Source organism: Pseudacidovorax intermedius, assembly GCF_003350475.1.
Lineage (GTDB): Bacteria > Pseudomonadota > Gammaproteobacteria > Burkholderiales > Burkholderiaceae_C > Xenophilus > Xenophilus intermedius.
In genome coordinates, this window is record NZ_QQAV01000015.1 from 16,406 (window position 1) to 42,898 (window position 26,493).

Here is a 26,493-nt window from a genome sequence, read left to right on the forward strand (position 1 = left end):
GACGCAAGGCCCGGATCAGCGGGCGGCGTCTGCGCCGCAGTCGGCGCAGACGCCGTACAGCGTCAGCTCGTGCGCCTCGACCGCGAAGCCGGCGGGCGCCAGGCCGGACAGGTCCCCGGGGCAGGCGTGGATGTCGAACACCCGGTCGCAACGTCTGCACTGGAAGTGGTGGTGGTGCGCATGCCGAGCCGATTCGTAGCGCGCCACGGCGCCGGGCAGTTCGACGGTGCGGATGGCGCCGCTTTCCAGCAGCAGCTTGAGGTTGCGGTAGATGGTCGCCATGCCCAGCGCCGGCACCTCCTGCTGGGCCACCGCCAGAATCTCGGCCGGCAGCAGCGGCCGAGGCGATTCGTCGATCACCCGCCGGATGGCGGCCCGCTGGCGGGTGCCGCGCGTGCCGATGGCGCCTTCCGGCGCCATGCCTTCGTCGGACGCGGGGGCGTCGTCCTCGTGGTCATGCGAATGGCGATGGGCGGCGCTCATGGCGGGCAGTCTATCGAGTCGGTCGGCCGGCCCGGCGCAGGACGGCACCGCCTTCACCGCGCCTTGGCGGTCAGCGCCGTTGCGATGGCGTCGGCGTTGAAGCGGAACAGCTGCAGGTAGCTCGCGGCCTCGGTGCCCGGCGCAGACAGGGCGTCCGAGTACAGCTTGCCGCCCACGGCCACGCCCGATTCGCGGGCGATGCGCTCCACCAGGCGTGGGCTGGAGATGTTCTCCATGAACACGGCGCTCACCTGGCCCTTGCGGATCTGCCGGATCAGCTGGGCCACGCCGGCGGCCGAAGGCTCGGCATCGGTGTTGATGCCTTGCGGCGACAGCAGCGTCACGCCATAGGCCGCGCCGAAGTAGCCGAAAGCGTCGTGCGACGTGAGGATGCGGCGGCGCTGGGCCGGGATGGCGGCGAAGCGGGAGCGGACCTCACGGTCCAGCGCCTGGAGCTTGGCGGTATAGGCGGCCGCCCGCTCGCCGATGGCGGCGGCATGGGCCGGGCGCAACTGAGCCAGTGCGTCGCGGATGTTGGTCACGTAGCGCACGGCGTTGCGCAGGTCCTGCCAGGCATGCGGATCGGTGCCTTCGCCGTGGCCATGGTCGTGGCCGTGTTCGGCCTCGTCGTCGTCGGCCTTGCGTGGCGTGACGCCGGCGCTGGCGACCACAACGCTGCCCCGGTAGCCGGAGGTCTTCACCAGCCGGTCGATCCAGCCTTCGAAGCCCAGGCCGTTGACCACCACCAGGTCGGCTGCGGCCAGGGCGCGGGCGTCGGCGGGCGTGGGCTGGAACACATGCGCGTCGGCATTGGGGCCGACCAGCGCCTGGACCTGCACGTCGGGGCCGCCGACTTCGCGCACCATGTCAGCCAGGATCGAGAAGCTGGCGACGACCTGGAGGGGCTTTTCCTGGGCGTGGACAGCGCTGCTGGCGACCGCAGCTAGGGCGAGCAGGCGGGTCAGAAAGGGACGGCGGGAGATCAGCAGGGACGGCATGGTGCGGTAACGGAAGACGAAGGAGTCTGGCGAGCGAGGAATCGGCGGCGTCATGCCAGCCGGTGCGGCCGCCGCAGCCGCTGCCAAAGCAAGCCCTCGCGGCTGCCGACGAACAGCGACAGCAGGTAGAAGGCGCCGGCCACCAGCACGATGGCCGGGCCGGATGGCCACTGCGCGTGGTACGACAGCAGCAGCCCGGCGAAGCCGGAGAAGGCGGCGATCAGCGCTGCCACCGCGATCAGCCCGCCGACCTGGCCCACCCAGAAGCGCGCGGCGGTGGCGGGCAGCATCATCAGCCCGACCGCCATCAGCGTGCCCATGGCCTGGAAGCCGGCCACCAGGTTGGCCACGGTGAGCACCAGGAAGGCCAGGTGCACCCAGCGGCCCGGTCCGCCCATGCTGCGCAGGAAGCCCGGGTCCACGCATTCGGCGATCAGCGGGCGCCACAGCAGAGCCAGCACGGCCAGCGTGACAGCGGTGGTGCCGCAGATCAGCAGCAGTGCGCCGTCGTCCACCGCCAGGATGGTGCCGAAGAGCAGGTGCATCAGGTCCACGCTGGTGCCGCGCAGCGACACCAGCATCACGCCCAGCGCCAGGGCGATGAGGTAGAAGGCGGCGAAGCTGGCGTCCTCGCGCTGCGCGGTGGCCCGCGCCACCACGCCGGCGCCCAGCGCCACGCCGATGGCGGCCAGGAAGCTGCCGATGCTCATGGCCGCGAGCGACGGGCCGGCGATCAGAAAGCCCAGGGCCGCGCCGGGCAGCAGCGCGTGGCCGGTGGCGTCGCCCATCAGGCTCATGCGGCGCAGCACCAGCAGCGTGCCCATGGGCGCGCTGCCCAGGGCCAGCGCCAGGGCGCCGACCAGGGCCCGGCGCATGAAGCCGAAATCGACGAAGGGCTGGATCAGCAGCTCGTGCAGCGTCATGGCGTGGCACCTTCGACCCGATGCAGCGTCGGCGTACCTTCGCAGATGGGCGCATGGTCATCCCAGGCCTGCGCCATGTGCCGCGCCGAGGCCAGGTGAGCGGGCTGCAGCACCTCGGCCACAGGCCCCCAGGCCACGCAGCGCCGGGCCAGCAGCAGCGCCTCGTCGAAATGCGCCTGCACCTGGGCCATGTCGTGCAGCACGGCGATGACCGTGCGGCCCTCGGCTCGCCAGCCCTGGACCACGGCGAGCAGGTCGTCGGTGGTTCGGGCGTCTACGGCGTTGAAGGGCTCGTCCAGCAGGATGACCTGCGCGTCCTGCAGCAGCGTGCGGGCGAAGAGCACGCGCTGGAACTGGCCTGCCGAAAGCTCGCCGATGTTGCGCCGCTCGAAGCCGCCCAGGCCGACGGTCTGGAGCGCGGCGACGATGGCCTCGCGGTGCGTGGCGCGCAGCCGGCCAAAGCTGCCGATCTGCCGCCACAGCCCCATGGCCACCAGGTCGAAGACCTGCAGCGGAAAGGTGCGGTCGACCTCCGCCTGCTGCGGCAGCCACGCGATGCGGCCGGCGCAGTGTGCGGCCAGCTCGACCCGGCCAGTGCTCGGCCGCAGCCGACCCATGATGGCGTTGAGCAGGGTGGTCTTGCCGGCACCGTTGGGGCCGACGATGGCGGTCAGCGCGCCGGCCGTGAAATCGCCCGACACATGGTGCACCGCCGGATGGCCGCGGTACGCCACGGTCAGGTCGTGCAGCCGGATGGGGCAGGTCTGGGTCGCCTGCACGGGCGAGGCCGCGATCGGCGTGGGCGGCGTCGTGGAAGGGCGGAGCGCGCTCATTCCAGCATCGCCCACCAGGCGGCCAGCGCCAGCGCCACCATCAGGATTGCGGCCAGCGCCAGACGCACGCCCGCGCCCAGGCTCAGGAGGCTGGTGGGCGAATGGGCCCAGGTTGAAAAGGCGTCACGAAGCTGCGAGAACACGATAACGATTGTACGTTATCAATAATGGGTCAGCGGGCTTCCCTTTTTTTCATCGCTCGTCGCGATCCCAACTAGCTCCCAGATGTCTTTGCAACATCGCGTGTCGGCAGGCTGCGTGACTCCGTCGGATGCGTGGCCTCCTGGTAGCCAAGAACAAGCGATGAAGAATTGATATGACTGTTTCGGTGGCTGTCTGGTCCCGCTGGACCGTGCTCGTGTTGCGCAATGCGCCAGAGCTGGCCTTGCGTATCCCCGTGGCCTGGCGTGTCTGGAGGAAGGTGGGCTGGCGCGGCCTGCTGGCTGAACTGCGCCGCAAGCTTCGCCCTGAGACCGATTACCTGCGCTGGGTGCACGAGCACGACACGATCACGCCCAAACTCCGCGAAGCCCTGCGTGCGCGTGCCGCAGCGCTGGCCGATGGCCCGCTAATCTCGGTGCTGATGCCCTGCTACAACCCCGACCCGCAGTTTCTGCGTGCCGCCATCGCCTCGGTGCAGGCCCAGCTCTACGGCCGCTGGCAGCTGTGCATCGCCGACGATGCCTCGCCCGCGCCCGAGGTGCGCCAGGCGCTCGAGGCCTGCCAGGCCGAGGACCCGCGCATCCAGGTCGTCTTCCGCCCGAAGAACGGCCACATCTCCGCCGCCTCCAACAGCGCGCTGGATCTGGTGCAGGGCGAGTGGATCGCCCTGATGGACCACGACGACCTGCTGCCCGAGGACGCCCTGCTGCGCGTGGCCGAATGCGTGCGCGATCATCCCGATGCGCAGCTCGTCTACTCCGACGAGGACAAGGTCGACGATGCGGGCCAGCGCTCGGACCCGTACTTCAAGCCCGACTGGAACCTGGATCTCTTCCGCTCGCACAACATGTTCAGCCACCTGGGCGTGCTGCGCACGGCACTGGTGCGCGAGGTGGGCGGCTTCCGCCAGGGCCTGGAAGGCTCGCAGGACTGGGACCTGGTGCTGCGCTGCGTCGAGCGCATCGCGCCCTCGCAGATCGTGCACATCCCGCGGGTGCTCTACCACTGGCGCATCCATGTGCAGAGCACGGCCAAGTCCATGGATGCCAAGCCCTATGCGGCCGTGGCCGGCGAGCGGGCGCTGGACGAGCACTTCCAGCGCCTGGGTATCCAGGCCAAGGCCGAGTACCTCGGTTACGGCTACCGCGTGCGCTATGCGCTGCCGAGCCCGCCGCCGCTGGTGTCGCTGATCATCCCGACGCGCAACGCGCTCGCACTGGTGCGCCAGTGCATCGAGTCGATCCAGAAGCGCACCGAATACCCAAGCTGGGAAATCATCCTGGTGGACAACGGCTCGGACGATCCGGCGGCGCTGGCGTACTTCGAGCGACTGGCGCAGCAGCCCAATATCCGCGTGCTGCGCGACGACCGGCCGTTCAACTATTCGGCGCTCAACAACCAGGCGGTGGCGCTGGCGCGCGGCGAGCTGGTGGCGCTGGTCAACAACGACATCGAGGTGATGTCGCCCGGCTGGCTCTCCGAGATGGTGAGCCTGGCCGCGCAGCCGGGCGTGGGCGCGGTGGGTGCACGGCTTTGGTACCCGGACATGACGCTGCAGCACGGCGGCGTGATCCTGGGGCCGGGCGGCTGCGCCGTGCACGCGCACAAGGCGTTGACTCACGACAGCCATGGCTACGCTTGCCGCGCTTCCCTGATCCAGTCCTTCAGCGCCGTGACGGCGGCCTGTCTGGTGGTGCGCAAGTCGCAGTACCAGCAGGTGGGCGGGTTGGACGAGGTGAATCTCACCGTCGCCTTCAACGACGTGGACCTCTGCTTGCGGCTGCGCGAGGCGGGCTACCGCAACGTGTGGACACCCTATGCCGAACTGCTGCACCACGAATCGGCCACGCGGGGCGAGGATGTGGCGCCTGAGAGGCGCGCCCGCTTCGAGCGGGAGCTTTCGTTCATGCGTCGGCGTTGGCGTTCGGTGATCGACCATGACCCGGCATACAACCCCAATCTCACGGTGCATGCCGAGGATTTCAGTCTGGCGTGGCCACCTCGGCACGCTCTGCCGTGATCGCCCGGTTTCCGTAGCGCTCGCCGGAGGGGCGGTCGACCCGCTATGGCAAACTGCCGCCCTTTTTCCCTGGGTAGAACCAAGCAAGCATGCAGAAGATCATTCGCCAGATCGCCGCCGAGCTGAAGGTGGGCGAGCACCAGGTCCAGGCCGCGACCGACCTGCTGGATGGCGGCGCCACGGTGCCGTTCATCGCCCGCTACCGCAAGGAGGCCACCGGCGGCCTGGACGATGCGCAACTGCGCGAACTGGAAGTGCGCCTGACCTACCTGCGCGAGCTGGAGGACCGCCGCGGCGCGGTGCTCAAGGCCATCGACGAGCAGGGCAAGCTCACCGACGCCCTGCGCCTGGCCATCGCCAGCGCGCCGACCAAGCAGGAACTGGAAGACATCTACCTGCCCTTCAAGCAGAAGCGCCGCACCAAGGGCCAGATCGCCCGGGAATTCGGCATCGAGCCGCTGGCCGACAAGCTGCTGGCCGACCCCACGCTGGATCCGGTGGCCGAGGCCCAGGCCTTCCTGAAGCCGCCGACCACGTTGGACGACGGCAAGCCGGGCCCCGATTTCTCGACCACCATGGCGGTGCTCGACGGCGTGCGCGACATCCTCTCCGAGCGCTGGGCCGAAGACCCGGCGCTGGTGCAATCGCTGCGCGAATGGCTGTGGGCCGAGGGCCTGCTCAAGTCCTCGCTGGTGGCGGGCAAGAACGAGAACGACCCCGAGGTCGCCAAGTTCCGCGACTACTTCGCGTACGACGAGCCCATCGGCCGTGTGCCTTCGCACCGGGCGCTGGCCGTGTTCCGTGGCCGGCAACTGGAGATCCTGGACGCCAAGCTGGTGCTGCCCGTGGAGCCCGAGCCGGGCAAGCCCAGCATCGCCGAAGGCCGCATCGCCCTGCACCTGGGCTGGAGCCACCAGGGCCGCAAGGCCGACGACCTGATCCGCAAGTGCGTGGCCTGGACCTGGCGCGTCAAGCTCAGCCTGTCGAGCGAGCGCGACCTGTTCTCGCGCCTGCGCGAAGAGGCCGAGAAGGTCGCCATCAAGGTCTTCGCCGACAACCTGCGCGACCTGTTGCTGGCCGCGCCGGCGGGCCCGCGCGTGGTGATGGGACTGGACCCGGGCATCCGCACCGGCGTGAAGGTGGCGGTGGTCGACGCCACCGGCAAGCTGGTGGACACGGCCACCGTGTTCCCGCACGAGCCGCGCAAGGACTGGGAAGGCTCGCTGCACACCCTGGGCAAGCTGTGCGCCAAGCATGGCGTCAACCTGATCGCCATCGGCAATGGCACGGCCAGCCGCGAGACGGACAAGCTGGCGGCCGACCTGATCAAGCTGCTCGTCAAGATGAGCGAGCAGGCCGGCGCGCCCGCGCCGCATGTGGAGAAGGTGGTGGTCAGCGAGGCCGGCGCCTCCGTCTACAGCGCCAGCGAATACGCCAGCCAGGAGATGCCCGATGTGGACGTGAGCCTGCGCGGCGCGGCCAGCATCGCCCGCCGGCTGCAGGACCCGCTGGCCGAGCTGGTCAAGATCGACCCCAAGAGCATCGGCGTGGGGCAGTACCAGCACGACGTCAACCAGAGCGAGCTGGCCCGCACGCTGAGCGCCGTGGTCGAGGACTGCGTGAACGGCGTGGGTGTGGACCTGAACACGGCCAGCGTGCCGCTGCTCAGCCGCGTCTCGGGCCTGACACCCAGCGTGGCCAAGGCGGTGGTGCGCTGGCGCGAGGCCAACGGCGCCTTCTCCACGCGCCGGCAACTGCTGGAGGTGAGCGGCTTCGGCCCCAAGGCCTTCGAGCAGAGCGCGGGCTTCCTGCGCATCCGCGGCGGCGCCGACCCGCTGGACATGACCGGCGTGCACCCCGAGACCTATCCGCTGGTGCAGAAGATCATGGAAAAGACCGGCAAGCCGGTGGCCGAGCTGATGGGCCGCGCCGACATGCTCAAGACGCTGCGGCCGGAGCTGTTCGCCAACGAGCAGTTCGGCGTCATCACCGTCAAGGACATCCTGTCCGAGCTGGAGAAGCCCGGCCGCGACCCGCGTCCCGACTTCAAGGTGGCCCGCTTCAACGAGGGCGTCGAGGACATCGCCGACCTCAAGGAAGGCATGGTGCTCGAAGGCACGGTGAGCAATGTGGCCCAGTTCGGCGCCTTCGTGGACCTAGGCGTGCACCAGGACGGGCTGGTGCACGTGAGCCAGCTCTCCCACAAGTTCGTCAACGACGCGCGCGAGGTGGTCAAGACCGGCGACATCGTGCGCGTGAAGGTGATGGAGGTGGACGTGGTGCGCAAGCGCATCGGCCTGACCATGAAGCTGGATGCGCCCACGGGCGGCGGCCGGCGAGACGGCGCGCGGGACGGCAACCGTTTCGATCCGGTCGGGCGGGGGCAGGGGCCCCGGCGCGACTCGGCCCCGCAGGCCGGCGGGCAGATGGCTGCGGCCTTCGCCAAGCTGCAGGGCATCAAGCGCTGACGATTTCGGGAATCTTCTCGAAAAGGCCGTTTGCCAATTGGCAAGTTGCTGATGGGAAAAGGAATTTCTGAATAAAATCTTCTCAGAAATCGTTTCATAACCATGCGGCCCGTTCAACTCAGCCCGGAAGCCTTGCGGCAGCAGCTGGCGCGCCAGGCCGCCCAGGCGGCGCCCGATCTGGCGGCGGCGCTCGGCGTCAGCGTGCCGACCCTGCATCGCCAGATGGCCCGCCTGCCGGCTGGCGAGGTGATCAGCGCCGGGCGGGCCCGGCGTACGCGGCATGCCCTCACGCGTCGCCTGCGGGGAGGACAAACGCAGTTGCCGGTGTTCTCCGTTGACCGCGAAGGCCGATTGCAGACGGTGGGCCCGCTCACGCTCACCGCGCCCGAGGGCAGTCATCTTCTGCTGGCAGCCGCCGGCTGGCCCGTGCCGGAGGAGGCTCGCGACGGCTGGTGGCCCGGCCTGCCTTATCCGCTGCACCAGATGCGACCCCAGGGCTACATGGGCCGGCAATTCGCGCGCCTGTCGCATCACCGGCTGCAGGTGCCCGAGGACGTGGCCCGCTGGAGCGACGACGATGCACTTTACGTCATGAGCGTGGCCGGCAGCGATCTGAGCGGCAACCTGATCGTGGGCGAGGCGGCCTGCCAACAATGGCTGGCCGAGCGCGCGCAGGCCCAGGCGCCGGTGGAGGAAGCGGACCTCGTGGCGCACTACCTGCAGCGCGCCGACGAGGCCGTGGCGGCCGGCGTGCCGGGCTCCAGTGCGGCGGGCGAGTTCCCCAAGTTCACCGCCGCGCGAGCGCTGACGGGTGCCGCCACGCCGCATGTCATCGTCAAGTTCTCCGGCGCCGACGATTCCGCCACCGTGCGCCGCTGGGCCGATCTGCTGGTGTGCGAACACCTGGCGCTCGAAACGGCGGCCACGTTGCAGGGCCTGAATGCAGCCCGCAGCCGCATCCTCGCGGGCGGCGGCCGGACCTTCCTCGAAGTCGAACGTTTCGACCGGCACGGCGAGGCCGGCCGCAGTCCGCTGTGCGCGCTCGATGTGCTGGACGCCGCTTTCCTCGGCCGCGGCGGCAGCCAATGGCCGGTGCTGACGGCCGCGCTGGCCGGCCTGGGGCTCCTGGTCGACGGCGTGGAGGCTGCCGTGCAGCGGCTCTGGTGGTTTGGCCGTCTGATCGCCAACAGCGACATGCACACCGGCAACCTGGCCTTTGTGCCGCAGGAGGGGCGGCTGACGCTGGCTCCGGCCTATGACATGCTGCCCATGCGCCTGGCGCCGCTGGCCGGTGGCGAACTGCCCGCGCGCGCGCCCGAGTTCGCCCTGCCGCTGCCCGAGGAGCGGCCCGCCTGGCACGAAGCCTGCACCGCGGCCCTCGGCTTCTGGGAGGCTGCAGCGGTCGACGTGCGCATCAGCGACGGTTTCCGGGCGCTGTGCGGCCAGCACGCGCAGGCGCTGCGGTCGCTGGCGGAACGGGCCTGAATGCCCGCCATTGCTCGCTGCGCCGCCAGTCCACGCCTGCCCCGCGGCGCAAACCCCGGCCTTCCGCACCATCCGCCGCCTTCCACGCTCCCATGAAAGCCCTGCGCATCCACGCCGGCCCCGCGGCCCGCGCCCACATCGAGAAGCACGGCCTCGCGCCCGAGCACATCCGCGTGATCCCCGGCGCGGCCGGCGGGCCCAAGGGGCTGATCCTTGGGCCGCTCGACCGCTTCATCTTCGGCGAATGGCTGCCGCAGTCTGGCCAGCCGGTCGACCTGGTCGGCGCCTCCATTGGCGCCTGGCGCCTTGCCACCGCCTGCCTGCACGACCCCGCCGAGGCCTTCGCCCGCTTCGAACGTGACTACATCGCCCAGCGTTTCGATCCGCCACCCGGCGCGCGACGCATGACGGCGCAGCAGGTCAGCGAGCGCTTCAATGCCGACCTGTGCGGCTTCTTCGGCCCGCGGGCCGCCGAGGTGCTCTCCCATCCCCGCTACCGGCTGCATATCGTCACCGCGCGCGGCCGCCATCTGCTGGGCCGCGAGGGCGGGGCGCGCACGGTGGCCGGTTATCTGGGGGCCTTCGTGGCCAATGGCGTGCATCGGCGCGGCCTGGGTGCATGGCTGGAGCGCTGCGTGTTCTCGGCCGGCGGTGCCGAACTGCCCTTCGACGCCCAGGACTTCCGCACCCGGCGGGTGCCGCTGGACGCGGCCAACTTCCATCCCGCGCTGCAGGCTTCGTGCTCCATCCCCTTCGTGCTCAAGGCCGTGCACGACATCCCGGGTGCGCCGTCGGGCGCCTATTGGGACGGCGGCATCACCGACTATCACCTGCACCTGCGTTACCGGGCCGACGACGGCCTCGTGCTCTATCCGCATTTCCAGCAGGCCGTGGTGCCGGGCTGGCTGGACAAGGGCCTCAAGTGGCGGCATCGGTCCACGCCCGCGCTCGACCGCATGGTGCTGATCGCGCCCGATCCGGACTGGGTGCGCAGCCTGCCGCGCGGCAAGCTGCCCGACCGTACCGATTTCACCGACCTCCAGCTGGACCCGGCCGCGCGCATGCGGGCCTGGAGCACGGCGGTGGCCGAGGCGCGCCGGCTGGCGGATGAATGGGCGCAATGGCTGCGCCGGCCCAATCCGGCCCGGCTCCTGCCGTTGTAGCCCCAGGCCGGCGGCGCCTGGCCTGCTCCGCAGGCCACTCGATCCTTCCCGCCGCATAAGTTCATGCCGCGCGCGTGCCAGGCCGCGTCGTGGCGAACTACTGTGAAATTGAATCCTTTGGATTTAATAAATGCCGAAATTTGTCCGGCACTGTGTTAAATCAAGAAGATTTTTCTTGAAAAAGCTAAAGACGGGGGTGACGCTGCCGATATCGCGCTAAGGGATCAGTCCCATGGAAGGCTTGCCATGCTCAACACCCAATCGCCCTCGCTGCCCGTGCCCGGTGACGAAACCGGCGCCCTGGCGCAGGACGGTGCAAGGCCTTCGCTGGGCCGGCGTGTGATCGTCGACGCGCACCGGCGCCTGGGCGGCTACCAGGCGGTGCCGCTGCGCGGCCGGCCTTCCGAACGGCTGATGGACCCGAGCCTGCGGGAGCCGCCCGACGGCTCGATGCCGGCGCTCAAGAGCCCCACCTTCCTCGCCTGCAGCTGCGACGACATCGCCGCAGGTGCGCTCGATGGCCTGGACACCGAGCATGTCGTGCTGCAGATCGCCGGCGGCGGGGCGCAGCATGGCCTCGACACCGACCTGCTGCAGGCCGCCCGTGCGCGCGGCTTCAAGCTCGCCTTCGACGTGCGGCTGCTCAAGGAATACGAGGCCTCGGTGCCGCTGGCCTCCTACGTCATCCTGGAGATGGGCGTGCTGCCGCTGGACCTGGCCTCGATGATGGCGCGGGCCATCCAGAAGACCACGCAGGCCATTCCGCTGGCGGTGCATGTGCGCACGCCGGTGCAGTTCAAGCAACTGGCCGCCGCCGGCGTGCGCCTGTTCGAGGGGCGCTGGTACCTGCAGCCGCCCACCGTCGCCGACCGCAGCGTGCAGCTGTCCTATGCCTCGATCATCAAGCTGGTGAACCTGGTGGCGCGCGAGGCCGAGATCTTCGAGATCGAGGCGCTGCTCAAGCACGAGCCCACGCTGGCCTACAAGCTGCTGAGCCACCTCAACACTGCGGGTATCGGCTTCGGCCACAAGATCGAGTCCTTCCGCCATGCCGTGATGGCCGTCGGCATGAAGCCGCTGCTGCGCTGGTCGGCCCTGCTGCTGGCGGGCAGCGCGCCCGGCAGCGTGGCGCCCGCGGCCGGCACCACGGCGGTCGTGCGCGGGCGCCTGATGGAGCTGCTGGCGCTGCAGGAGATGTCGCCGGGCGATGCCGACCAGGCCTTCATGGCCGGCCTGTTCTCGATGCTCGACGTGCTGATGTCCACGCCGCTGCGCGAGGCCCTGGCGCTGATGCCGCTGCCCGACGCGGTGCGCGAGGCCATCGTGCAGGGCAGCGGGCCGTTCGCCGGCCTGCTGGAGCTGGCCAAGGCCTGCGAGAGTGCGGACGCCGGGCTGCTGGAGATCGTCTCGCAGCGCTACCGCGTGCCGGTGGACCGGCTGCTGGCCATGCACGTCGAGGCCCTGGGCTGGGCCGAGCAGTTGGGCGTCTGAGTCGGCCCCGTCCGGCGCCTGCGCGAAGGGGCCGGGCGCCGCGCGGCGGATCGCCCGGGCGGGCAACCCGCCTGGTCGGTGCCGCGCCTCACATCGACGTGGCCAGCATCTCCCGGTAATCCTCGCGCGTCGCCAGCCGCGGATTGGTCTTGTGGCAGTGGTCGGCAATGGCGCCGTCGATGACCTTGTCGAACATCGCCTCGGTGACGCCGACCTCGGCCAGGCCCTTGGGCAGGCCGAGGCGGGCATTCATGTCGCGGATCGCCTCGCCGATGTCGCCCGGCTGGTCGAGGTGCATGGCGCGGGCCATGCGCTGCAGGCGCAGTTCCTTCTGCACCGACTCGGCCCCCGCGTTGAAGCGCACCACGGCCGGCAGGAAGAGGGCGTTGAGGGTGCCGTGGTGCAGACGCGGATCGACGCCGCCCAGGCTGTGGCTCAGGCTGTGCACGCAGCCCAGGCCCTTCTGGAAGGCCATCGCGCCCTGCATCGAGGCGCTCATGAGGTTCAGGCGGGCTTCGCGGTCGCTGCCGTCCTTGGTGGCGCGCTCGATGTGGTTCCAGGCGCGCTCCAGGCCGTCGAGTGCGATGCCGTCGGCCGGCGGATTGAAGGCGCCGGCCATGAAGGTCTCCATGCAGTGGGCGATGGCGTCCATGCCGGTGGCGGCCGTCAGCCTGGCGGGCAGGCCGAGGGTGAGTTCGGGGTCGCAGATGGCGGCCTTGGGCATCAGGTGCCAGCTGTGGAAGCCCAGCTTGCGGTGGTCGTCCACGATGATGATGGCGCCGCGGGCCACTTCGCTGCCGGTGCCGGCCGTGGTGGGTACGGCGATCAGCGGCGCAACCTGCTCAGTGATCTTCGGCGAGCCGCCTTCGATGGTGGCGTAGGTCTTGAGCGGCCCCTCGTGCGTGGCGGCGATGGCCACGCCCTTGGCACAGTCGATGGCCGAGCCGCCGCCCACGGCGATCAGCCCGTCGCAGCGGCCCTGGCGGTACACCTCGACGGCGGCGCGCACGGCGGCCTCCGTGGGGTTGGAGGGCGTCTGGTCGAAGACCGAGGCCTGCAGCCCGCCCAGGGCGGCGAGCGTCCTGTCCAGCAGGCCGGCGGCACGCACGCCGGCGTCGGTCACGACCAGCGGGCGTTCGATGCCGATGCGCCGGCATTCGTCGGCCAGCAGGCGCAGCGCGCCGAACTCGAACTGGATCTGGGTGAGGTAGTTGATGAGCGCCATCGTCGGTTGTCTCCGCGTTGAGGATTCGCCCGCATCCTAAAGCGAAGCCCGGCCGCGGCCATTCAACCCGGAGACAGGCTGCAGGTCCTCGGCCCCATCGCTGCGCGCTGTTGCCCCCGCGACCGGGGCCGCGCGCGACCGTCCACTACGATGGCGCACCGTTCCGCTGACCCTTTCCCCCGCCTCGCATGCCTCATGAATCCTCGGCCATGGCCGGCCTCACGCCCCGCATGGCGGGCGTGGTCGAGCGCATGGCCCGCGCCGGCCATCCGCCCCTCAACGCCCTCACGCCCGCCCAGGCCAAGCAGGCCTACGAAAAGGGCGCCGCCGTGCTCGAAGTGCCCCGGCCCGAGCTGGCGCGCATCGAAGACCTGCACATCCCGGCCCGCGACGGCGCGCTGCTTCCCGCGCGGCTGTACGCGCCATCGGCCGGTCAACTTCCGGTGCTGCTGTACTTCCATGGCGGCGGCTTCGTGGTCGGCAGTGTGGCCACGCACGACACGCTGTGCCGCGTGCTCGCCCAGCGCTCGGGGTGCGCAGTGGTGTCGGTCGACTACCGCCTGGCGCCGGAGCACCGCTTTCCCACCGCCGTGAACGACGGCTGGGACGCCTTCCAGTTCATGGCCGGCCATGGCGCCGAGGCGCTGGGCCTGGACCGCCGGCGCCTGGCTGTGGGCGGCGACAGTGCCGGTGGCACGCTGGCCGCGGTCTGCGCCATCCTGGCACGTGACGCGGGGTTGCCGCTGGCCCTGCAACTGCTCTTCTACCCGGGCACCGGGCCGTTGGCCGACACCGATTCGTACCGCCGCTTCGCCGACGGGCCGGTGCTTACCAAGGCGCTGGTGGACTGGTTCTTCGCCCAGTACATCGACGCCGCGGACCGCCACGACTGGCGTTTCGCGCCGCTGCTGGCCGAAGACCTGGACGGCGTGGCGCCGGCCTGGATCGGGCTGGCCGAGCACGACCCCGTGGTCGACGAGGGTGTGGCCTATGCCGACCGGCTGCGGTTGGCGGGCGTGCCGGTCTCGCTCGAGATCTACCGCGGCGTCATCCACGAGTTCATCAAGATGGGCCGCACCATCCCGGAGGCGCAGCAGGCCCATGCCGATGCCGCGCATGCCCTGGCGGCCGCGCTGCAGCCCTGATCCCCATGCCGGCCCGGCCGGACATTCCCATTCCAAGACCATGAGCACCGAGACATTGCCCCACCGCGTCGACTTCCGCTTCTTCCACCGCCTGCGCGTGCGCTGGGCCGAGGTGGACATGCAGAAGATCGTCTTCAACGCCCACTACCTGATGTACTTCGACACGGCCATCGCCGACTACTGGCGGGCGCTGGCCATGGCCTACGAGTCGTCGATGCATGCGCTCGGCGGCGACCTGTACGTGCGCAAGGCCACGGTCGACTACCGCGCCTCGGCACGCGTGGACGACGTGGTCGACGTGGCCATGAAGTGCGTGCGCATCGGCAATTCGTCCCTCGTGTTCGAGGGCGCGCTGTTCCGCCAGGACCAGTACCTGGTCGGCTGCGAACTGGTCTATGTGTATGCCGACCCGGCGACGCAGACCTCCAGGCCGGTGCCGGAGGCGCTGCGGGCGGTGCTGATGGGCTACGAGGCCGGCGAGGCCATGTCCGAGGTGCTCACCGGCGACTGGGGCACGCTCGGCGAGGCGGCCGGCGCGCTGCGCCGCACGGTCTTCGTGCAGGAGCAGGGCATTCCCGAGGCGCTCGAATGGGACGACGACGACGCCACCAGCCTCCACGGCGTGGCGCGCAACCGCCTGGGCCACGCCATCGCGACCGGCCGGCTGCTGCCGGCGGATGCGCAGGGCGTCGCGCGCATCGGCCGCATGGCCGTCGAGCGCGTGCTGCGCGGCCAGGGCCATGGCGAACGGGTGCTGCGCGCGCTCGAGGCGGCCGCCCGCGCCCGCGGCGACAAGGCGGTGGCGCTGCATGCCCAGCGCAGCGCCGAGCGTTTCTATGCGCGCTTGGGTTACGAGCCCGTCGGCGAGCCCTTCGAGGAGGCGGGGATCGCGCACATCACGATGCAGCGAGCCCTGTAGTCCATCCACGCGCGGCGGCGGCCGGGCCCGCATCCGGCCCGTTCACCTTTTCAGATGTCTTCCAGCAGCGGATAGGGCAGGGGCTGGATGGTCAGCGGCGCCTCGCCCGCCCGCAGGCCGCCGGCTTCCAGGGCCGCGGTCTGCAGCGACACGAACGCGGCCCAGCCGCCGCCCGGTGCCGGGGCCGCCGCCGCCACGGTGCCGACGGGCTGCTCGGGGTCGGCGCCGAAGACCTCCTGGCCGGCGGCCAGGGGCGCCTCGGCCGTCATCACATAGCCGCGCCGCTTGAGCGTGCCGCGGAACTGGCTGCGGGCCACCACCTCCTGGCCGGGGTAGCAGCCCTTCTTGAAGTTGACGCCGCCCACGGACTCGTAATTGAGCATCTGCGGTACGAAGGCATCGACCACCGGCGCGCTGATGGCCACCACGCCGCTCATCACCTCGCTCCAGGCCCAGGTCTCGGGGCTCAGCGCGGTGCCGGCCGGGGCGGGCGTGCCCGCGGGGGCCAGCCACAGGGCACGTGGCACGCCTTCGCAGCCGTGCAGAGCCACGACGCTCAGGCCCTCGGCGGGCGTCAGGCGCTGGCCGGGCGCCGCGGCAGGGTCGGCGCCGGCCGCAGCGATGGCCGCGCCGGCCAGGCCGCGCACATCGAAGTCGGCCGTGGCGTCGCTCAGCTTGACCTTGGCGCGCAGCACGAACATCGACAGCCGCTTGAGCGTGGGCGCCAGCAGGTCGCGCGCGCAGACCAGCAGGAACTGCTCCGGCGCCTGCCGCCAGGCGACGAAGCTGGCCAGCATGCGCCCCTTGGGCGAGCACAGCGCCGCCAGGCGGGCCGTGTCGTCCTTGAGGAGCAGGACGTCCTGCGTGAGCTGGCCATGCAGGAAGGCGGCCGCATCGGCGCCCTCTGCGCGGATCACGCCCAGCGCCGCAAGCGGGGGCGTCACACCTTGAAAAAGGGGAGAGGTCATGCCTGAATTATCATGGCCGGCTTTTGGCGGCGCCTTGCGCGGGACACTCGCTCCAGCCCGCGCCGCCGGCCCCGGCGGCCCGCCGATCCCGCCCTTCGGCCATTCCCGATCCACCCATCCGCCGTGCGTCGCTTCTTCGCCTCCCTGTTCCTGCTGGTCTTGCTGTCGGTGCTGGCCGTGGGCGGCTGGGCGCTCTGGTGGCTGCACCAGCCCCTGCGTCTGCCAGCGGCCAGCGTCGACCTCTCGGTCGAGCCCGGCACCACCCCGCGCGGCGTGGCGCAGGCGGTGGCCGACGCCGGCGTGGCGGTCGATCCGCGCCTGCTCTATGCCTGGTTCCGTGTCTCGGGCAAGGACCGCCAGATCCGCGCCGGCAGCTACGAGATGGATGCCGGCGTCACGCCGCGGCTGCTGCTCGAGATCCTGGTGCGCGGCCGCGAGGCCACCCGCAGCGTGGTGCTGGTGGAGGGCTGGAACATCCGTCAGGTGCGCGCGGCGCTGGCCAAGGCCGAGATGCTCAAGCCCGATACCGCCACGCTCTCCGATGCCGACCTGATGGCGCGCCTGGGCCGGCCGGGCCAGCATCCGGAAGGTCGCTTCTTCCCCGACACCTACACCTATTCCAAGAACTCGACCGACGTGGCGCTGCTGCAGCGCGCCCTGCGCGCCATGGACCGCAAGCTCGAGGCCGCCTGGGCCGCCCGCGCGCCCGACCTGCCGCTCAAGTCGCCCGAGGAGGCGCTGATCCTCGCCAGCATCGTCGAGAAGGAAACCGGCAAGGCCAGCGACCGCGCCGAGGTGGCCGGCGTCTTCATCAACCGGCTGCGCATCGGCATGCCGCTGCAGACAGATCCCACCGTCATCTACGGCCTGGGCGACGCCTTCGACGGCAACCTGCGCAAGCGCGACCTGCAGACCGACACGCCCTGGAACACCTACACGCGCCAGGGCCTGCCGCCCACGCCCATCGCGATGCCGGGCAAGGCCTCGCTGCTGGCGGCCGTGCAGCCGGCGCGCACCAAGTCGCTGTACTTCGTGTCGCGTGGCGACGGCACCAGCCAGTTCAGCGAGACGCTCGACGCGCACAACCGCGCGGTCAACCAATACCAGCGGGGAGGGCGGTGAGCATGGATCAGCAGGCGCGCCGGGGGCAGTTCATCAGCCTGGAGGGCATCGACGGCGCCGGCAAGTCCAGCCATCTCGATGCGATCGAGCGGTTGTTCGCTGCGGCCGGCCGTGAGGTCGTGCGCACGCGCGAGCCCGGCGGCACGCCATTGGCCGAGTCGCTGCGCGCGCTGTTGCTGAACGAAGCCATGGACCCGCTCACCGAGTCGCTGCTGGTGTTCGCGGCCCGGCGCGACCACGTCGTGCAGGTGATCCAGCCGGCCCTGGCGCGCGGTGCCGTGGTGCTGTGCGACCGCTTCACCGATGCCACCTTCGCCTACCAGGGCGCGGGCCGCGGCTTCGACCTCGCCGTGCTGCAGACGCTGGAGCGCTGGGTGCAGCAGCAGGAGGCCGGCGCCGCCTTGCTGCAGCCCGAACTCACGCTGTGGTTCGACCTGGCGCCCGAGGTGGCCGCCGAGCGCTTGGCCGGCGCCCGCATGCCCGACCGCTTCGAGGCCCAGCCGGCCGAGTTCTTCCGCCGCGTGCGCGAGGGCTATGCCAGGCGCGCCGCGGAAGAGCCCGGCCGCTTCGCCCGCATCGACGCCGACACGCGTCGCGAGGCGGTCTGGGCGCAGGTCGAAGCCGCCCTGCAGGAGCGCGGATGGCTGAAGTGAACGAGGCGCCCGCGCTCTCGCCCTGGCTGGCCCGCGCCCGCGACCAGCTGCTGCGCCAGCGCGGCCATGCGCTGCTGCTGCAGGGGCCGTCGGGCCTCGGCCAGTACGACCTGGCGCTGGCCCTGGCCGCCGCGTGGCTGTGCGAGCAGCCCGTATCCGAGGGCGCCTGCGGCCACTGCCCGAGCTGCCATGCCATCGCCGTGCGTACCCATGCCGACCTCGCGGTGCTGATGCCCGAGGTCGCCATGATGGAGCTGGGCTGGCCCATCGACGAAAAGGCCCAGTCCGAGATCGACGACAAGAAGCGCAAGCCCAGCCGCGAGATCCGCGTCGAGGCCATGCGCGACGCCGTAGGCTTTGCCCAGCGCACCAGTGGCCGCGGGCGCGGCAAGGTGGTGCTGGTCTATCCGGCCGAGCGCATGAATGCCATCTCGGCCAATGCGCTGCTCAAGACGCTGGAGGAGCCCGTCGGCGACGTGCGCTTCGTGCTCGCCACCGAAGCCGCCTGGCAACTGCTGCCTACCATCCGCAGCCGCTGCCAGGCATTCACGCTGCCCTGGCCGGCCGAAGGCGAATCGGAAGCCTGGCTGGCGACACAGGGCGTGCCGGCGGCCGAGGCCCATGCACTCCTGCGGGCAGCGGGCGGCCGGCCCTCAGACGCGCTGCGGCTGGCGCGCGGCGGCACCTCGGCCAAGGGCTGGTCGCTGCTGCCACAGGCCATGCGCCGCGGCGACGTGACGGCGCTGGCCGACCAGCCGCCCCCCGCCGCCATCGACACGCTGCAGAAGCTCTGCCACGACCTGATGGCCGTGGCCGGCGGCGGGCAGCCCCGTTTCTTCGAGGCCGCCTCGCTGCCGGCACCGCCGTCGGCGCCGGTGCTGGCGCGCTGGTCGGCGTCGCTGCTCAAGGCGGCCCGCACGGCCGAGCATCCGTTCAACGCGGGGCTGATGATCGAGGCCCTGGTGAGCGAGGCGCAGGCCGCCCTAAACTCCCGCAGCCCCGAACGCCCATGAACGCGACTGCTGCCCCGTCCTCCCCGATCCCGCGGCCCAGCGTCATCCAGCTGGCCATCAAGGAGAAGGGCGCGCTGTATGCGGCCTACATCCCGCTGTTCGCCGATGGCGGCATCTTCATTCCCACCGCGCGCGAGTACCGCCTCGGCGACGACGTCTACGTGCTGCTGACCCTGCCGGAGGATCCGCAGCGCTACCCGGTGGCCGGCAAGGTGGCGTGGATCACGCCGCCGCAGGCTGCGGGCAACCGCTCGCCGGGCATCGGCATCCGCTTTCCGGGCGACGAGAAGTCGCGCCAGCTCAAGGCCCGCATCGAGGAGATCCTCGGCGCCAGCCTGGCCGCCGACCGGCCCACCCAGACCCTCTGACGTGCCGGCCTCGCACGAGGCGCCGCGTCCCTTGCCTTCTTCTTCGCTTCGCCCATGTTCGTCGACTCCCACTGCCACCTCACCGAGCCCTCGCTGCTGCCCGACATCGACTGCATCCGCGCCGACATGGCGCAGGCGCAGGTCGACCGCGCGCTGTGCATCTGCACCACGCTGGAGGAGTTCGAGGCTGTGCAGGGCCTGGCCGCGCGCTTCGACAACTTCTGGGCCAGCGTGGGCGTGCATCCGGACAACGAGGATGTGCGCGAGCCCGACGTGGACCTGCTGGCCGCGCTGTCGGCGCAGCCCAAGGTGGTGGCCATCGGCGAGACCGGCCTGGACTACTACCAGATGGACGCCCGCAAGGGCGGCCGCACCGTGGCCGACCTGGACTGGCAGCGCGAGCGCTTCCGTGTGCACATCCGCGCCGCGCAGCGGGTGGCCAAGCCACTGGTGATCCATACGCGGGAAGCCTCGGCCGACACGCTGGCCATCCTGCGCGAGGAGGGCGAGGACGGCCGCGAGGGCGCCGCCGGTGGGGTCTTCCACTGCTTCACCGAGACGGCCGAGGTGGCCCGCGCCGCGCTCGACCTGGGCTTCTACATCTCCTTCTCGGGCATCCTGACCTTCAAGAACGCCCAGCACCTGCGCGATGTGGCCGCCTTCGTGCCCATGGACCGCGTGCTGATCGAGACCGACAGCCCCTACCTGGCGCCCGTGCCCTATCGCGGCAAGACCAACAACCCGTCGTACGTGCCTTACGTGGCCAAGCAGATCGCCGAGCTGCGCGGCATGACGGTCGAGGCAGTGGCCGAGGTCACCAGCCGCAACTTCGAACAGCTTTTCAAGGTCCACGCCGAATGAGCTTTCCTGCCCGCGCCTCCATCGCCCGCCGCACCCTGTTCGCCTTCGCGGCGGCCCTTGCCGCGGCCTCCTGCGCCACGGCCAGCCCCAGCGATGACTTCTTCCGCGCCGTCATCAGCGACAACCCCGGCGCGGTGGAGCGGCTGCTCAAGCAGGGCTTCGACCCGAACGGCCGCGACCCCAAGGGCCAGACCGGCCTGCTCCTGGCGCTGCGCGAGCCTTCGCCGCGCGTCGCCAAGGTGCTCATCGCTTCGCCGCGCGTCAACGTCGACGCCACCAACGCCAGCGACGAGACGCCGCTGATGATGGCGGCCCTCAAGGGCCAGAAGGAGTACGTCGACCTGCTGCTGGCCCGCGACGCGGCCGTCAACAAGCCGGGCTGGGCGCCGCTGCACTACGCGGCCACCAACGGCCACATCTCGATCATGAAGCAGCTGCTGGAGCAGCATGCCTTCATCGACGCGCAGTCGCCCAACGGCACCACGCCGCTCATGATGGCCGCCATGTACGGCTCGGCCGAGGCCGTGAAGCTGCTGCTGGACGAGGGCGCCGACATCGCCATGAAGAACCAGCTGGGCATGACGGCGCTGGATTTCGCCAAGCGGGGCAACCGCCCCGACGCAGTCGAAATGCTTACCCGCGCGCAGCAGCTCAGGCCCCGTCCGGCGGGCGCCGGCAAGTGGTGAACGGTCGCCCCTAGAACTTTCGGATTCAACGCTTCGGCGGGCTGACAAACCCGGCTCGAAAGTGCTTGCAAGCGGGCGGCAAGCGATGGCCCAATGCCCGCGTAACGTCCCGTTTCAAGGTGACATCGAGCGTGCGGCTTGACAGCCGCGCCGCAACGATGTCGCCCTGTCCTGCGGCCCGGGCGTGGGGCCGCCGTCCAGTGTCTATGAGTTCCCTTTCCGTCTCTGCTCCGGCCATGCATGCCGAGCACCTCGACGCGGCCGAGCTGCGCCGGATGGTGCGGCACGACCAGATGGTCGCCGTGCGCCACAGCGTGCTGGCGGCCATTCCCATCAATGCCGTGCTGACCGTGGCGGCGCTGCTCATGGCCTACAGCGGTGGCGAGCTGGCCATGGGCGTGGTATGGGCGATGCTGTCTGCCCTGGTCAACATCACCCGCGCCATCGTGTGCCGGCTGCCGTACCGTGGGTCCGAAGAGGTCACACCAGGCCAACCCGCCGCGCCGGCCCTCAGCGGGCGCTGGTGGCGCACGCGCAGCGTCGAATGGCACCTGCGCGCCGCGGCGCTGCTGGGCCTGTGCTCGGGCGGGGTGTGGGCGCTGGTTCCGCTGCTGTGCGACGGCTATACCTCGCCGCAGACCCTCTTCTACCTCACGGTGGTGTGCGGCATCACTGCCGGCTCAGTCACCTACGGCATTGCCTACGCGCGGGTACCCATCTTCTTCATCACGCCGGCCCTGCTGTCGGTGGCGGGCTGCCTGCTGGTCGCCGGCGGCTTCGAGCGGCAGATGCTCGCGCTGATGGTGTTCGTCTACCTGGCCGCGCTGATCCGCAGCGGCGTGCAGAGCGAAGCCGCCTTCAAGCGCGGCAGCCTGCTCAAGAACGAGGCCACCGCCATGGCCGAACGCCTGCGCCAGGCCCACGAGTCATCGCAGGCAGCGGCGCGGGAACTGGAGTTCCGCGCCATGCACGACCCGCTCACGCGGCTGTTCAACCGCGACGGCTTCACGGATACCGCCGGCCGTCGCCTTCAGGCGGCCGGCGAGCGCGAGCAGTGCCTGCTGATGCTGGACCTGGATGGCTTCAAGGCCATCAACGACGTGTTCGGCCATGGGGTGGGCGACCGCGTGCTGCAGGACGTGGGCGGCTGGCTCAGCCGCGAGCTGGAGCGGCTCGATGCGGTGGTGGGACGCTGGGGGGGCGACGAGTTCGTGGTGCTCTACGACGTGCCCGGCTCCGCGCAAGCGCCCGAGCAGTTGGCCCGGCTGCTGACGCAGCAGATCCCACAGGCCAGCGTGATGGAAGGCGGCCAACTGGGCGTGAGCGTGGGCCTGTGCGTGGGGCGCGGCCTGGGGGTGATGGACATGCTGAGCTTCGCGGACGAGGCGCTCTACAGCGCCAAGCGCGCGGGTGGCGACAGCTTCCGCTTCTTCGACCACGGGCTGCAGCAGGCCTTGATGGTGCGTCGCGACGTCGAGCGTGACCTGGCCCTGGGACTGGAGAGCGGTGGCATCGTGCTGTGGTACCAGCCCATCTTCACGGCGGGCGGCGAGCTGCACAGCTTCGAGGCCCTGCTGCGCTGGCTGCATCCGCGGCACGGCTGGGTTTCGCCCGAGCAGATCGTGCATGCGGCGGCGGCGACCGGACTGGCGAGGCGCTTGCTGAGCCATGTGCTCACGCAGGTGTGCCTGGCGGCGCGCCAGCTCGATGCGGCCGGCATGGGCCATCTGCCGCTGGCGGTGAACGTCTCGCCGCGCGAGATGGCGCACCTGGACGTGGACGACCTGGTGCTCGACACGCTGCAGCGCCATGGCGTGCCGCCGCGGCGCCTGCAGCTGGAGATCACCGAGGAGGTGGCGCTCAACGCGGAGAGCACGCAGGGCAAGCTCGCGCGGCTGGCCGCAACGGGCGTGGCGATTTCCATCGACGACTTCGGCGTGGGCTATTCCTCGCTGGCCTCGCTGCGCGGCGACCATGTGCGGCAGGTGAAGATCGACCGCAGCTTCATCTCGGGCCTGGATGCCTCGCGCGACAACCGCCTGCTGGTGGGCACCATCCTGCAGATGGGCCGTTCACTCGGCATCGACGTCGTGGCGGAGGGCGTGGAGCGGGTGGAGGAGCTGATGGCCCTGCGCGCGCTGCAATGCCGGCTCATGCAGGGCTACCACCTCTGCCGCCCGGCGCCGCTGGACGAGATCGTCCACGCTCGCTGAGCCGCGGCGCCTGGTGCGGCGCCCGTCTCAGGTGCCGGCCGCGACCAGCAGACGCCGTGCCGCCGTCGCGATGGCCGCGGCGTCCACCCCGAAGAAGTCGCGCAGCGCGGCCCGCGTGTCGCTGCGGCCGAATCCGTCGGTGCCCAGCGTGAGGTAGCGCCGGCCCTCGGGCACGTAGGCGCGGATGGACTCCGGCACGGCGCGCACATAGTCGGTGGCGGCGATCACCGGGCCTTCGCTGGCCGCCAGCAGGCGGGTGATGAAGGGCTCGATGCGCACGGCCGCAGCCTCGCTGGTCAGCAGCCGCGCCTCGCAGGCGAGGCCCTCGCGCGACAGCTCGCTCCAGCTGGTGATGCTGAACACCGTGGCCTCGATGCCTTCCATGGCAAGCGCCTGCGCCGCCTTGACCACCTCGGTGAGGATGGCTCCGGAGCCCAGCAGCGTGACGCGCTGCGTGGCCGCCGGTGCGCCGTCGGGCCGCTGCCAGCCGTCGTAGCGCCAGCCGCCGCGCAGCAGGTCCTCGTGCGCGCTCTCTGGCACGTCGGGCTGGGCGTAGTTCTCGTTCATCAGCGTGATGTAGTGGAAGACGTCGCGCTGCTCCACCAGCATCTCGCGCATGCCGGCATCGACGATCACGGCCATCTCGCCGGCGAAGGCCGGGTCCCACGCGCGGCAGTTGGGAATGGTGGCCGCCACCAGATGGCTGCTGCCGTCCTGGTGCTGCAGGCCCTCGCCGCCCAGCGTGGTGCGGCCGGACGTCGCGCCCAGCAGGAAGCCGCGCGCCCGCTGGTCGGCCGCGGCCCAGATGGCGTCGCCCACCCGCTGGAAGCCGAACATCGAGTAGTAGATGTAGAAGGGCAGCATGGCCAGGCCGTGCACGCTGTAGCTGGTGGCGGCCGCCGTCCAGCTGGCGATGGCGCCGGCCTCGCTGATGCCTTCTTCCAGGATCTGGCCGTCGATGGCCTCGCGATAGCTGAGCACCGAGCCGATGTCCTCCGGCGCATAGCGCTGGCCCACGCTGCTGTAGATGCCCACCTGCTTGAACAGGTTGGCCATGCCGAAGGTACGCGCCTCGTCGGCCACGATGGGCACGATGCGCGGGCCCAACTCGCCGTCCTTGAGCAGGTTGCCCAGCAGGCGCACGAAGGCCATGGTGGTGCTCATCTCCTTGCCCGCCGCCTCGGTGGCGAAGCGGGCGTAGCTGGCGAGCGGCGGCACGGGCAGCTTGTCGCAATCGGTGCGGCGCTGGGGCAGGGCGCCGCCGAGGGCCGCACGTCGCTCGCGCAGGTAGCGCATCTCGGCGCTGTCCTCGGCCGGCTTGTAGAAGGCGAGCGACGTGGCCTGTTCGTCGCTCAAGGGCAGGTTGAAGCGGTTGCGAAAGCCGATCAGGTCGGCCTCGTCCAGCTTCTTCTGCGAGTGCGTGGTCATCCTGCCCTGACCCGCCGTGCCCATGCCGTAGCCCTTCTTGGTGTGGGCCAGGATCACCGTGGGTTGGCCGCGATGCGCGGCGGCCGCGGCATAGGCGGCGTGGATCTTCACCAGGTCGTGGCCGCCGCGCTTGAGGCGGTCGATCTGCTCGTCGGTCATGCCCTGGGCCAGGCGCTGCAGGGCCTCGTTCTGGCCGAAGAAATGGTCGCGGTTGAAGCGGCCGTCCTTGGCGGCGAAGGTCTGCATCTGGCCGTCCACCGTCTCGGCGAAGGCGCGCAGCAGGGCGCCGTCAGTGTCGCGGGCGAACAGGCCGTCCCAGTCGCTGCCCCAGACCAGCTTGACCACGTTCCAGCCGGCGCCGGCAAAGAGCTTTTCCAGCTCGTCGATGATGCGGCCGTTGCCGCGCACCGGGCCATCCAGGCGCTGCAGGTTGCAGTTGACCACCCACACCAGGTTGTCGAGCTTCTCGCGCGCGGCCAGCGTCAGGGCGCTCATGGACTCGGGCTCGTCCATCTCGCCGTCGCCGAAGAAGCCCCAGACCTTGCGGCCCCCGCAGTCCAGCAACCCGCGGTGCGTCAGGTAGCGCATGAAGCGCGCGTGGTAGATGGCGCTGATCGGCCCGATGCCCATGGAGCCGGTCGGGAACTGCCAGAAGTCCGGCATCAGCCACGGGTGCGGATAGCTCGACAGGCCTTTCGCCCCCTTCAGCGGCGCCGTGATCTCCTGACGGTAATGGGCCAGGTCGTCCTCGCTCAAGCGGCCTTCAAGGAAGGCGCGGGCATACACGCCCGGCGCGCTGTGCGGCTGGAAGAACACCAGGTCGCCTCGGTGCGCGTCGGTGCGGCCATGGAAGAAGTGATGGAAGCCCGTTTCGAACAGGTCGGCCGCGCTCGCATAGCTGGCGATGTGGCCGCCCAGCTCGCCATAGGCCTGGTTGGCGCGCACCACCATCGCCAGCGCGTTCCAGCGCATCAGCGCGCCGATGCGCTCTTCGATGGCCAGGTCGCCGGGGAAGGGCGGCTGGCGGTCCACCGGCACGGTATTGGCATAGGGCGTGGCCAGCTCGGGCTGCCAGCCGATGTGCTGCGCGCGGGCCAGGCGCGCGAGTTCATGAAGCATCCACCGGGCGCGCTCGGGGCCGTGGGTGTGCAGCAGCGCGACGAAGGCCTCGCGCCATTCGGCAGTCTCGACGGGGTCGACATCGGTGGAAGACGTGTCCGTGGCGGCCAGGGACAGGAGCTGCGCGGCATGGATCGGGGCATTCATGCCCGGCACTTTAGGCATGCCGCCGGCAAATGTGCTGTCGGATTCGGGCGTGTCGACCCTGAGTCGACGGCATAAACTGCCGCCGAACCTCAAGGATGCCGCATGAACAACCTCCCGCTCGACGCCACGGACCTGCGCATCCTGGACGAGCTCCAGCGCGACGGCAGCCTGTCGAACGTCGAGCTCGCCCGGCGGGTGCATCTGTCCCCCTCGCCCTGCCTGGCGCGCGTCAAGGCGCTGGAGGCGGCGGGCGTCATCGCCCGCTACGTCGCCCTGTGCAGCGCGCCGGCGCTCGGGCTGGGCCTGAACGTCTTCATCTCCATCAGCCTGCGCACGCAGAGCAAGGAGGCACTGGGCTCCTTCGAGCGCCGCATCGCCGAGCATGACGAGGTGATGGAGTGCTACCTGATGACCGGCGACAGCGACTACCTGATCCGCGTCGCCGTGGCCGACATGGCAGCACTGGAGCGCTTCATCCTGGAGCAGCTCACGCCCATCCCCGGTGTCGAGAAGATCCGCTCCAGCTTTGCGTTGAAGCAGGTTCGCTACAAGACCGCATTGCCCCTGCCGCGGCGTTGAACGGAGCGGCCGGCAAGGCCG

The 26,493-nt window shown here is 70.6% G+C and carries 23 protein-coding genes; 15 read left to right on the plus strand and 8 right to left on the minus strand.

The features are described from left to right. Positions 1 to 15: 15 nt before the first annotated feature. The 5 genes from DFR41_RS24750 to DFR41_RS27805 form a co-directional block, all read right to left on the minus strand. Positions 16 to 420, minus strand: coding sequence for a Fur family transcriptional regulator (locus tag DFR41_RS24750; RefSeq protein WP_043115684.1), 405 nt, complete (start codon positions 418 to 420; stop codon positions 16 to 18). Positions 421 to 536: 116 nt separating this feature from the next. Beyond that, positions 537 to 1,481, minus strand: a complete 945-nt coding sequence (locus DFR41_RS24755) for a metal ABC transporter solute-binding protein, Zn/Mn family (protein WP_043115682.1) — start codon at positions 1,479 to 1,481, stop codon at positions 537 to 539. A gap of 50 nt (positions 1,482 to 1,531) precedes the next feature. After that, positions 1,532 to 2,404: a metal ABC transporter permease gene (locus tag DFR41_RS24760; protein ID WP_114804695.1), complete on the minus strand. Its 873-nt coding sequence runs from the start codon at positions 2,402 to 2,404 to the stop codon at positions 1,532 to 1,534. Continuing rightward, on the minus strand, positions 2,401 to 3,237 hold the full coding sequence (locus DFR41_RS24765; RefSeq protein ID WP_017759590.1) for a metal ABC transporter ATP-binding protein: 837 nt from the start codon (positions 3,235 to 3,237) through the stop codon (positions 2,401 to 2,403). Before DFR41_RS24765 ends, DFR41_RS24760 begins: the two co-directional genes overlap by 4 nt. Next, positions 3,234 to 3,380: a hypothetical protein gene (locus tag DFR41_RS27805; protein ID WP_170159466.1), complete on the minus strand. Its 147-nt coding sequence runs from the start codon at positions 3,378 to 3,380 to the stop codon at positions 3,234 to 3,236. Before DFR41_RS27805 ends, DFR41_RS24765 begins: the two co-directional genes overlap by 4 nt. Before the next feature lie 173 nt (positions 3,381 to 3,553). Between DFR41_RS27805 and DFR41_RS24770 the strand changes: the two genes are divergently transcribed. The 5 genes from DFR41_RS24770 (at position 3,554) to DFR41_RS24790 (ending at position 12,026) form a co-directional block, all read left to right on the plus strand. After that, entirely contained in the window at positions 3,554 to 5,419 is a 1,866-nt protein-coding gene (locus DFR41_RS24770; RefSeq protein ID WP_114804696.1) for a glycosyltransferase family 2 protein, read from the plus strand. Positions 5,420 to 5,508: 89 nt separating this feature from the next. Then, positions 5,509 to 7,887: a Tex family protein gene (locus DFR41_RS24775; protein ID WP_114804697.1), complete on the plus strand. Its 2,379-nt coding sequence runs from the start codon at positions 5,509 to 5,511 to the stop codon at positions 7,885 to 7,887. Positions 7,888 to 7,989: 102 nt separating this feature from the next. Next, complete coding sequence (gene yjjJ, locus DFR41_RS24780; protein ID WP_114804698.1) at positions 7,990 to 9,372, plus strand: type II toxin-antitoxin system HipA family toxin YjjJ; 1,383 nt, start codon at positions 7,990 to 7,992, stop codon at positions 9,370 to 9,372. Positions 9,373 to 9,464: 92 nt separating this feature from the next. Next, positions 9,465 to 10,535 (plus strand): patatin-like phospholipase family protein, encoded by a 1,071-nt coding sequence (locus DFR41_RS24785; RefSeq protein ID WP_114804699.1) that lies wholly within the window; start codon positions 9,465 to 9,467, stop codon positions 10,533 to 10,535. A 246-nt stretch (positions 10,536 to 10,781) separates the two neighbouring features. Further along, on the plus strand, positions 10,782 to 12,026 hold the full coding sequence (locus tag DFR41_RS24790) for an EAL and HDOD domain-containing protein (RefSeq protein WP_114804700.1): 1,245 nt from the start codon (positions 10,782 to 10,784) through the stop codon (positions 12,024 to 12,026). Positions 12,027 to 12,114: 88 nt separating this feature from the next. On the opposite strand, the gene DFR41_RS24795 is transcribed toward DFR41_RS24790, so the two are convergent. Then, positions 12,115 to 13,251 carry an iron-containing alcohol dehydrogenase gene (locus tag DFR41_RS24795; RefSeq protein WP_114804701.1) on the minus strand — a complete coding sequence of 379 codons (1,137 nt, stop codon included), beginning with the start codon at positions 13,249 to 13,251 and terminating at the stop codon, positions 12,115 to 12,117. 188 nt (positions 13,252 to 13,439) lie between these two features. On the opposite strand from DFR41_RS24795, the gene DFR41_RS24800 reads away from it, so the two are divergent. After that, positions 13,440 to 14,396, plus strand: coding sequence for an alpha/beta hydrolase (locus DFR41_RS24800; RefSeq protein WP_244917868.1), 957 nt, complete (start codon positions 13,440 to 13,442; stop codon positions 14,394 to 14,396). Between the two features lie 40 nt (positions 14,397 to 14,436). After that, a complete protein-coding gene (locus tag DFR41_RS24805; protein ID WP_114804768.1) occupies positions 14,437 to 15,315 on the plus strand; it encodes a YbgC/FadM family acyl-CoA thioesterase in 879 nt (292 codons plus the stop codon). A gap of 50 nt (positions 15,316 to 15,365) precedes the next feature. Here DFR41_RS24805 and ygfZ read toward each other — a convergent pair whose 3' ends face one another. Beyond that, positions 15,366 to 16,283 carry a CAF17-like 4Fe-4S cluster assembly/insertion protein YgfZ gene (ygfZ, locus tag DFR41_RS24810; protein ID WP_114804702.1) on the minus strand — a complete coding sequence of 306 codons (918 nt, stop codon included), beginning with the start codon at positions 16,281 to 16,283 and terminating at the stop codon, positions 15,366 to 15,368. A 123-nt stretch (positions 16,284 to 16,406) separates the two neighbouring features. Between ygfZ and mltG the strand changes: the two genes are divergently transcribed. The 7 genes from mltG to DFR41_RS24845 all read left to right on the plus strand — a co-directional run bounded on the left by mltG (position 16,407) and on the right by DFR41_RS24845 (position 23,199). Beyond that, positions 16,407 to 17,405 (plus strand): endolytic transglycosylase MltG, encoded by a 999-nt coding sequence (gene mltG / locus DFR41_RS24815; protein WP_017762010.1) that lies wholly within the window; start codon positions 16,407 to 16,409, stop codon positions 17,403 to 17,405. Between the two features lie 2 nt (positions 17,406 to 17,407). Continuing rightward, positions 17,408 to 18,058: a dTMP kinase gene (gene tmk / locus DFR41_RS24820; RefSeq protein WP_114804703.1), complete on the plus strand. Its 651-nt coding sequence runs from the start codon at positions 17,408 to 17,410 to the stop codon at positions 18,056 to 18,058. Further along, positions 18,046 to 19,071, plus strand: coding sequence for a DNA polymerase III subunit delta' (locus tag DFR41_RS24825; RefSeq protein WP_114804769.1), 1,026 nt, complete (start codon positions 18,046 to 18,048; stop codon positions 19,069 to 19,071). The genes tmk and DFR41_RS24825 overlap by 13 nt, the downstream gene beginning before the upstream one ends. Beyond that, positions 19,068 to 19,439 (plus strand): PilZ domain-containing protein, encoded by a 372-nt coding sequence (locus DFR41_RS24830; protein WP_114804704.1) that lies wholly within the window; start codon positions 19,068 to 19,070, stop codon positions 19,437 to 19,439. The genes DFR41_RS24825 and DFR41_RS24830 overlap by 4 nt, the downstream gene beginning before the upstream one ends. 54 nt (positions 19,440 to 19,493) lie before the next feature. Beyond that, positions 19,494 to 20,300: a TatD family hydrolase gene (locus DFR41_RS24835; RefSeq protein WP_114804705.1), complete on the plus strand. Its 807-nt coding sequence runs from the start codon at positions 19,494 to 19,496 to the stop codon at positions 20,298 to 20,300. Further along, positions 20,297 to 20,986: an ankyrin repeat domain-containing protein gene (locus tag DFR41_RS24840; RefSeq protein ID WP_017757188.1), complete on the plus strand. Its 690-nt coding sequence runs from the start codon at positions 20,297 to 20,299 to the stop codon at positions 20,984 to 20,986. Before DFR41_RS24835 ends, DFR41_RS24840 begins: the two co-directional genes overlap by 4 nt. A 206-nt stretch (positions 20,987 to 21,192) precedes the next feature. After that, complete coding sequence (locus tag DFR41_RS24845; RefSeq protein WP_244917869.1) at positions 21,193 to 23,199, plus strand: putative bifunctional diguanylate cyclase/phosphodiesterase; 2,007 nt, start codon at positions 21,193 to 21,195, stop codon at positions 23,197 to 23,199. 27 nt (positions 23,200 to 23,226) lie between these two features. Here DFR41_RS24845 and mdeB read toward each other — a convergent pair whose 3' ends face one another. After that, positions 23,227 to 25,893, minus strand: coding sequence for an alpha-ketoglutarate dehydrogenase (gene mdeB, locus DFR41_RS24850; protein WP_114804707.1), 2,667 nt, complete (start codon positions 25,891 to 25,893; stop codon positions 23,227 to 23,229). A gap of 102 nt (positions 25,894 to 25,995) precedes the next feature. Between mdeB and DFR41_RS24855 the strand changes: the two genes are divergently transcribed. Next, the gene (locus tag DFR41_RS24855) at positions 25,996 to 26,472 is read left to right on the plus strand and encodes an Lrp/AsnC family transcriptional regulator (RefSeq protein WP_017760352.1); all 477 of its coding nucleotides are present in this window, start codon (positions 25,996 to 25,998) and stop codon (positions 26,470 to 26,472) included. The last annotated feature ends 21 nt before the right edge of the window (positions 26,473 to 26,493 follow it).

Excerpts from the sequence above, each read along its gene's own strand:
- DFR41_RS24790 (WP_114804700.1), top strand. The coding sequence starts at position 10,782 with ATGCTCAACACCCAATCGCCCTCGCTGCCCGTGCCCGGTGACGAAACC.
- DFR41_RS24855 (WP_017760352.1), top strand. The coding sequence starts at position 25,996 with ATGAACAACCTCCCGCTCGACGCCACGGACCTGCGCATCCTGGACGAG.
- DFR41_RS24765 (WP_017759590.1), bottom strand. The coding sequence starts at position 3,237 with ATGAGCGCGCTCCGCCCTTCCACGACGCCGCCCACGCCGATCGCGGCC.
- DFR41_RS24775 (WP_114804697.1), top strand. The coding sequence starts at position 5,509 with ATGCAGAAGATCATTCGCCAGATCGCCGCCGAGCTGAAGGTGGGCGAG.
- DFR41_RS24770 (WP_114804696.1), top strand. The coding sequence starts at position 3,554 with ATGACTGTTTCGGTGGCTGTCTGGTCCCGCTGGACCGTGCTCGTGTTG.
- DFR41_RS24830 (WP_114804704.1), top strand. The coding sequence starts at position 19,068 with ATGAACGCGACTGCTGCCCCGTCCTCCCCGATCCCGCGGCCCAGCGTC.
- DFR41_RS24785 (WP_114804699.1), top strand. The coding sequence starts at position 9,465 with ATGAAAGCCCTGCGCATCCACGCCGGCCCCGCGGCCCGCGCCCACATC.
- DFR41_RS24800 (WP_244917868.1), top strand. The coding sequence starts at position 13,440 with ATGCCTCATGAATCCTCGGCCATGGCCGGCCTCACGCCCCGCATGGCG.
- DFR41_RS24805 (WP_114804768.1), top strand. The coding sequence starts at position 14,437 with ATGAGCACCGAGACATTGCCCCACCGCGTCGACTTCCGCTTCTTCCAC.
- DFR41_RS24845 (WP_244917869.1), top strand. The coding sequence starts at position 21,193 with ATGAGTTCCCTTTCCGTCTCTGCTCCGGCCATGCATGCCGAGCACCTC.
- DFR41_RS24835 (WP_114804705.1), top strand. The coding sequence starts at position 19,494 with ATGTTCGTCGACTCCCACTGCCACCTCACCGAGCCCTCGCTGCTGCCC.
- DFR41_RS24825 (WP_114804769.1), top strand. The coding sequence starts at position 18,046 with ATGGCTGAAGTGAACGAGGCGCCCGCGCTCTCGCCCTGGCTGGCCCGC.
- DFR41_RS24760 (WP_114804695.1), bottom strand. The coding sequence starts at position 2,404 with ATGACGCTGCACGAGCTGCTGATCCAGCCCTTCGTCGATTTCGGCTTC.
- mdeB (WP_114804707.1), bottom strand. The coding sequence starts at position 25,893 with ATGAATGCCCCGATCCATGCCGCGCAGCTCCTGTCCCTGGCCGCCACG.
- ygfZ (WP_114804702.1), bottom strand. The coding sequence starts at position 16,283 with ATGACCTCTCCCCTTTTTCAAGGTGTGACGCCCCCGCTTGCGGCGCTG.
- yjjJ (WP_114804698.1), top strand. The coding sequence starts at position 7,990 with ATGCGGCCCGTTCAACTCAGCCCGGAAGCCTTGCGGCAGCAGCTGGCG.
- DFR41_RS24750 (WP_043115684.1), bottom strand. The coding sequence starts at position 420 with ATGGCGCCGGAAGGCGCCATCGGCACGCGCGGCACCCGCCAGCGGGCC.
- DFR41_RS24795 (WP_114804701.1), bottom strand. The coding sequence starts at position 13,251 with ATGGCGCTCATCAACTACCTCACCCAGATCCAGTTCGAGTTCGGCGCG.
- DFR41_RS24755 (WP_043115682.1), bottom strand. The coding sequence starts at position 1,481 with ATGCCGTCCCTGCTGATCTCCCGCCGTCCCTTTCTGACCCGCCTGCTC.
- tmk (WP_114804703.1), top strand. The coding sequence starts at position 17,408 with ATGGATCAGCAGGCGCGCCGGGGGCAGTTCATCAGCCTGGAGGGCATC.
- DFR41_RS24840 (WP_017757188.1), top strand. The coding sequence starts at position 20,297 with ATGAGCTTTCCTGCCCGCGCCTCCATCGCCCGCCGCACCCTGTTCGCC.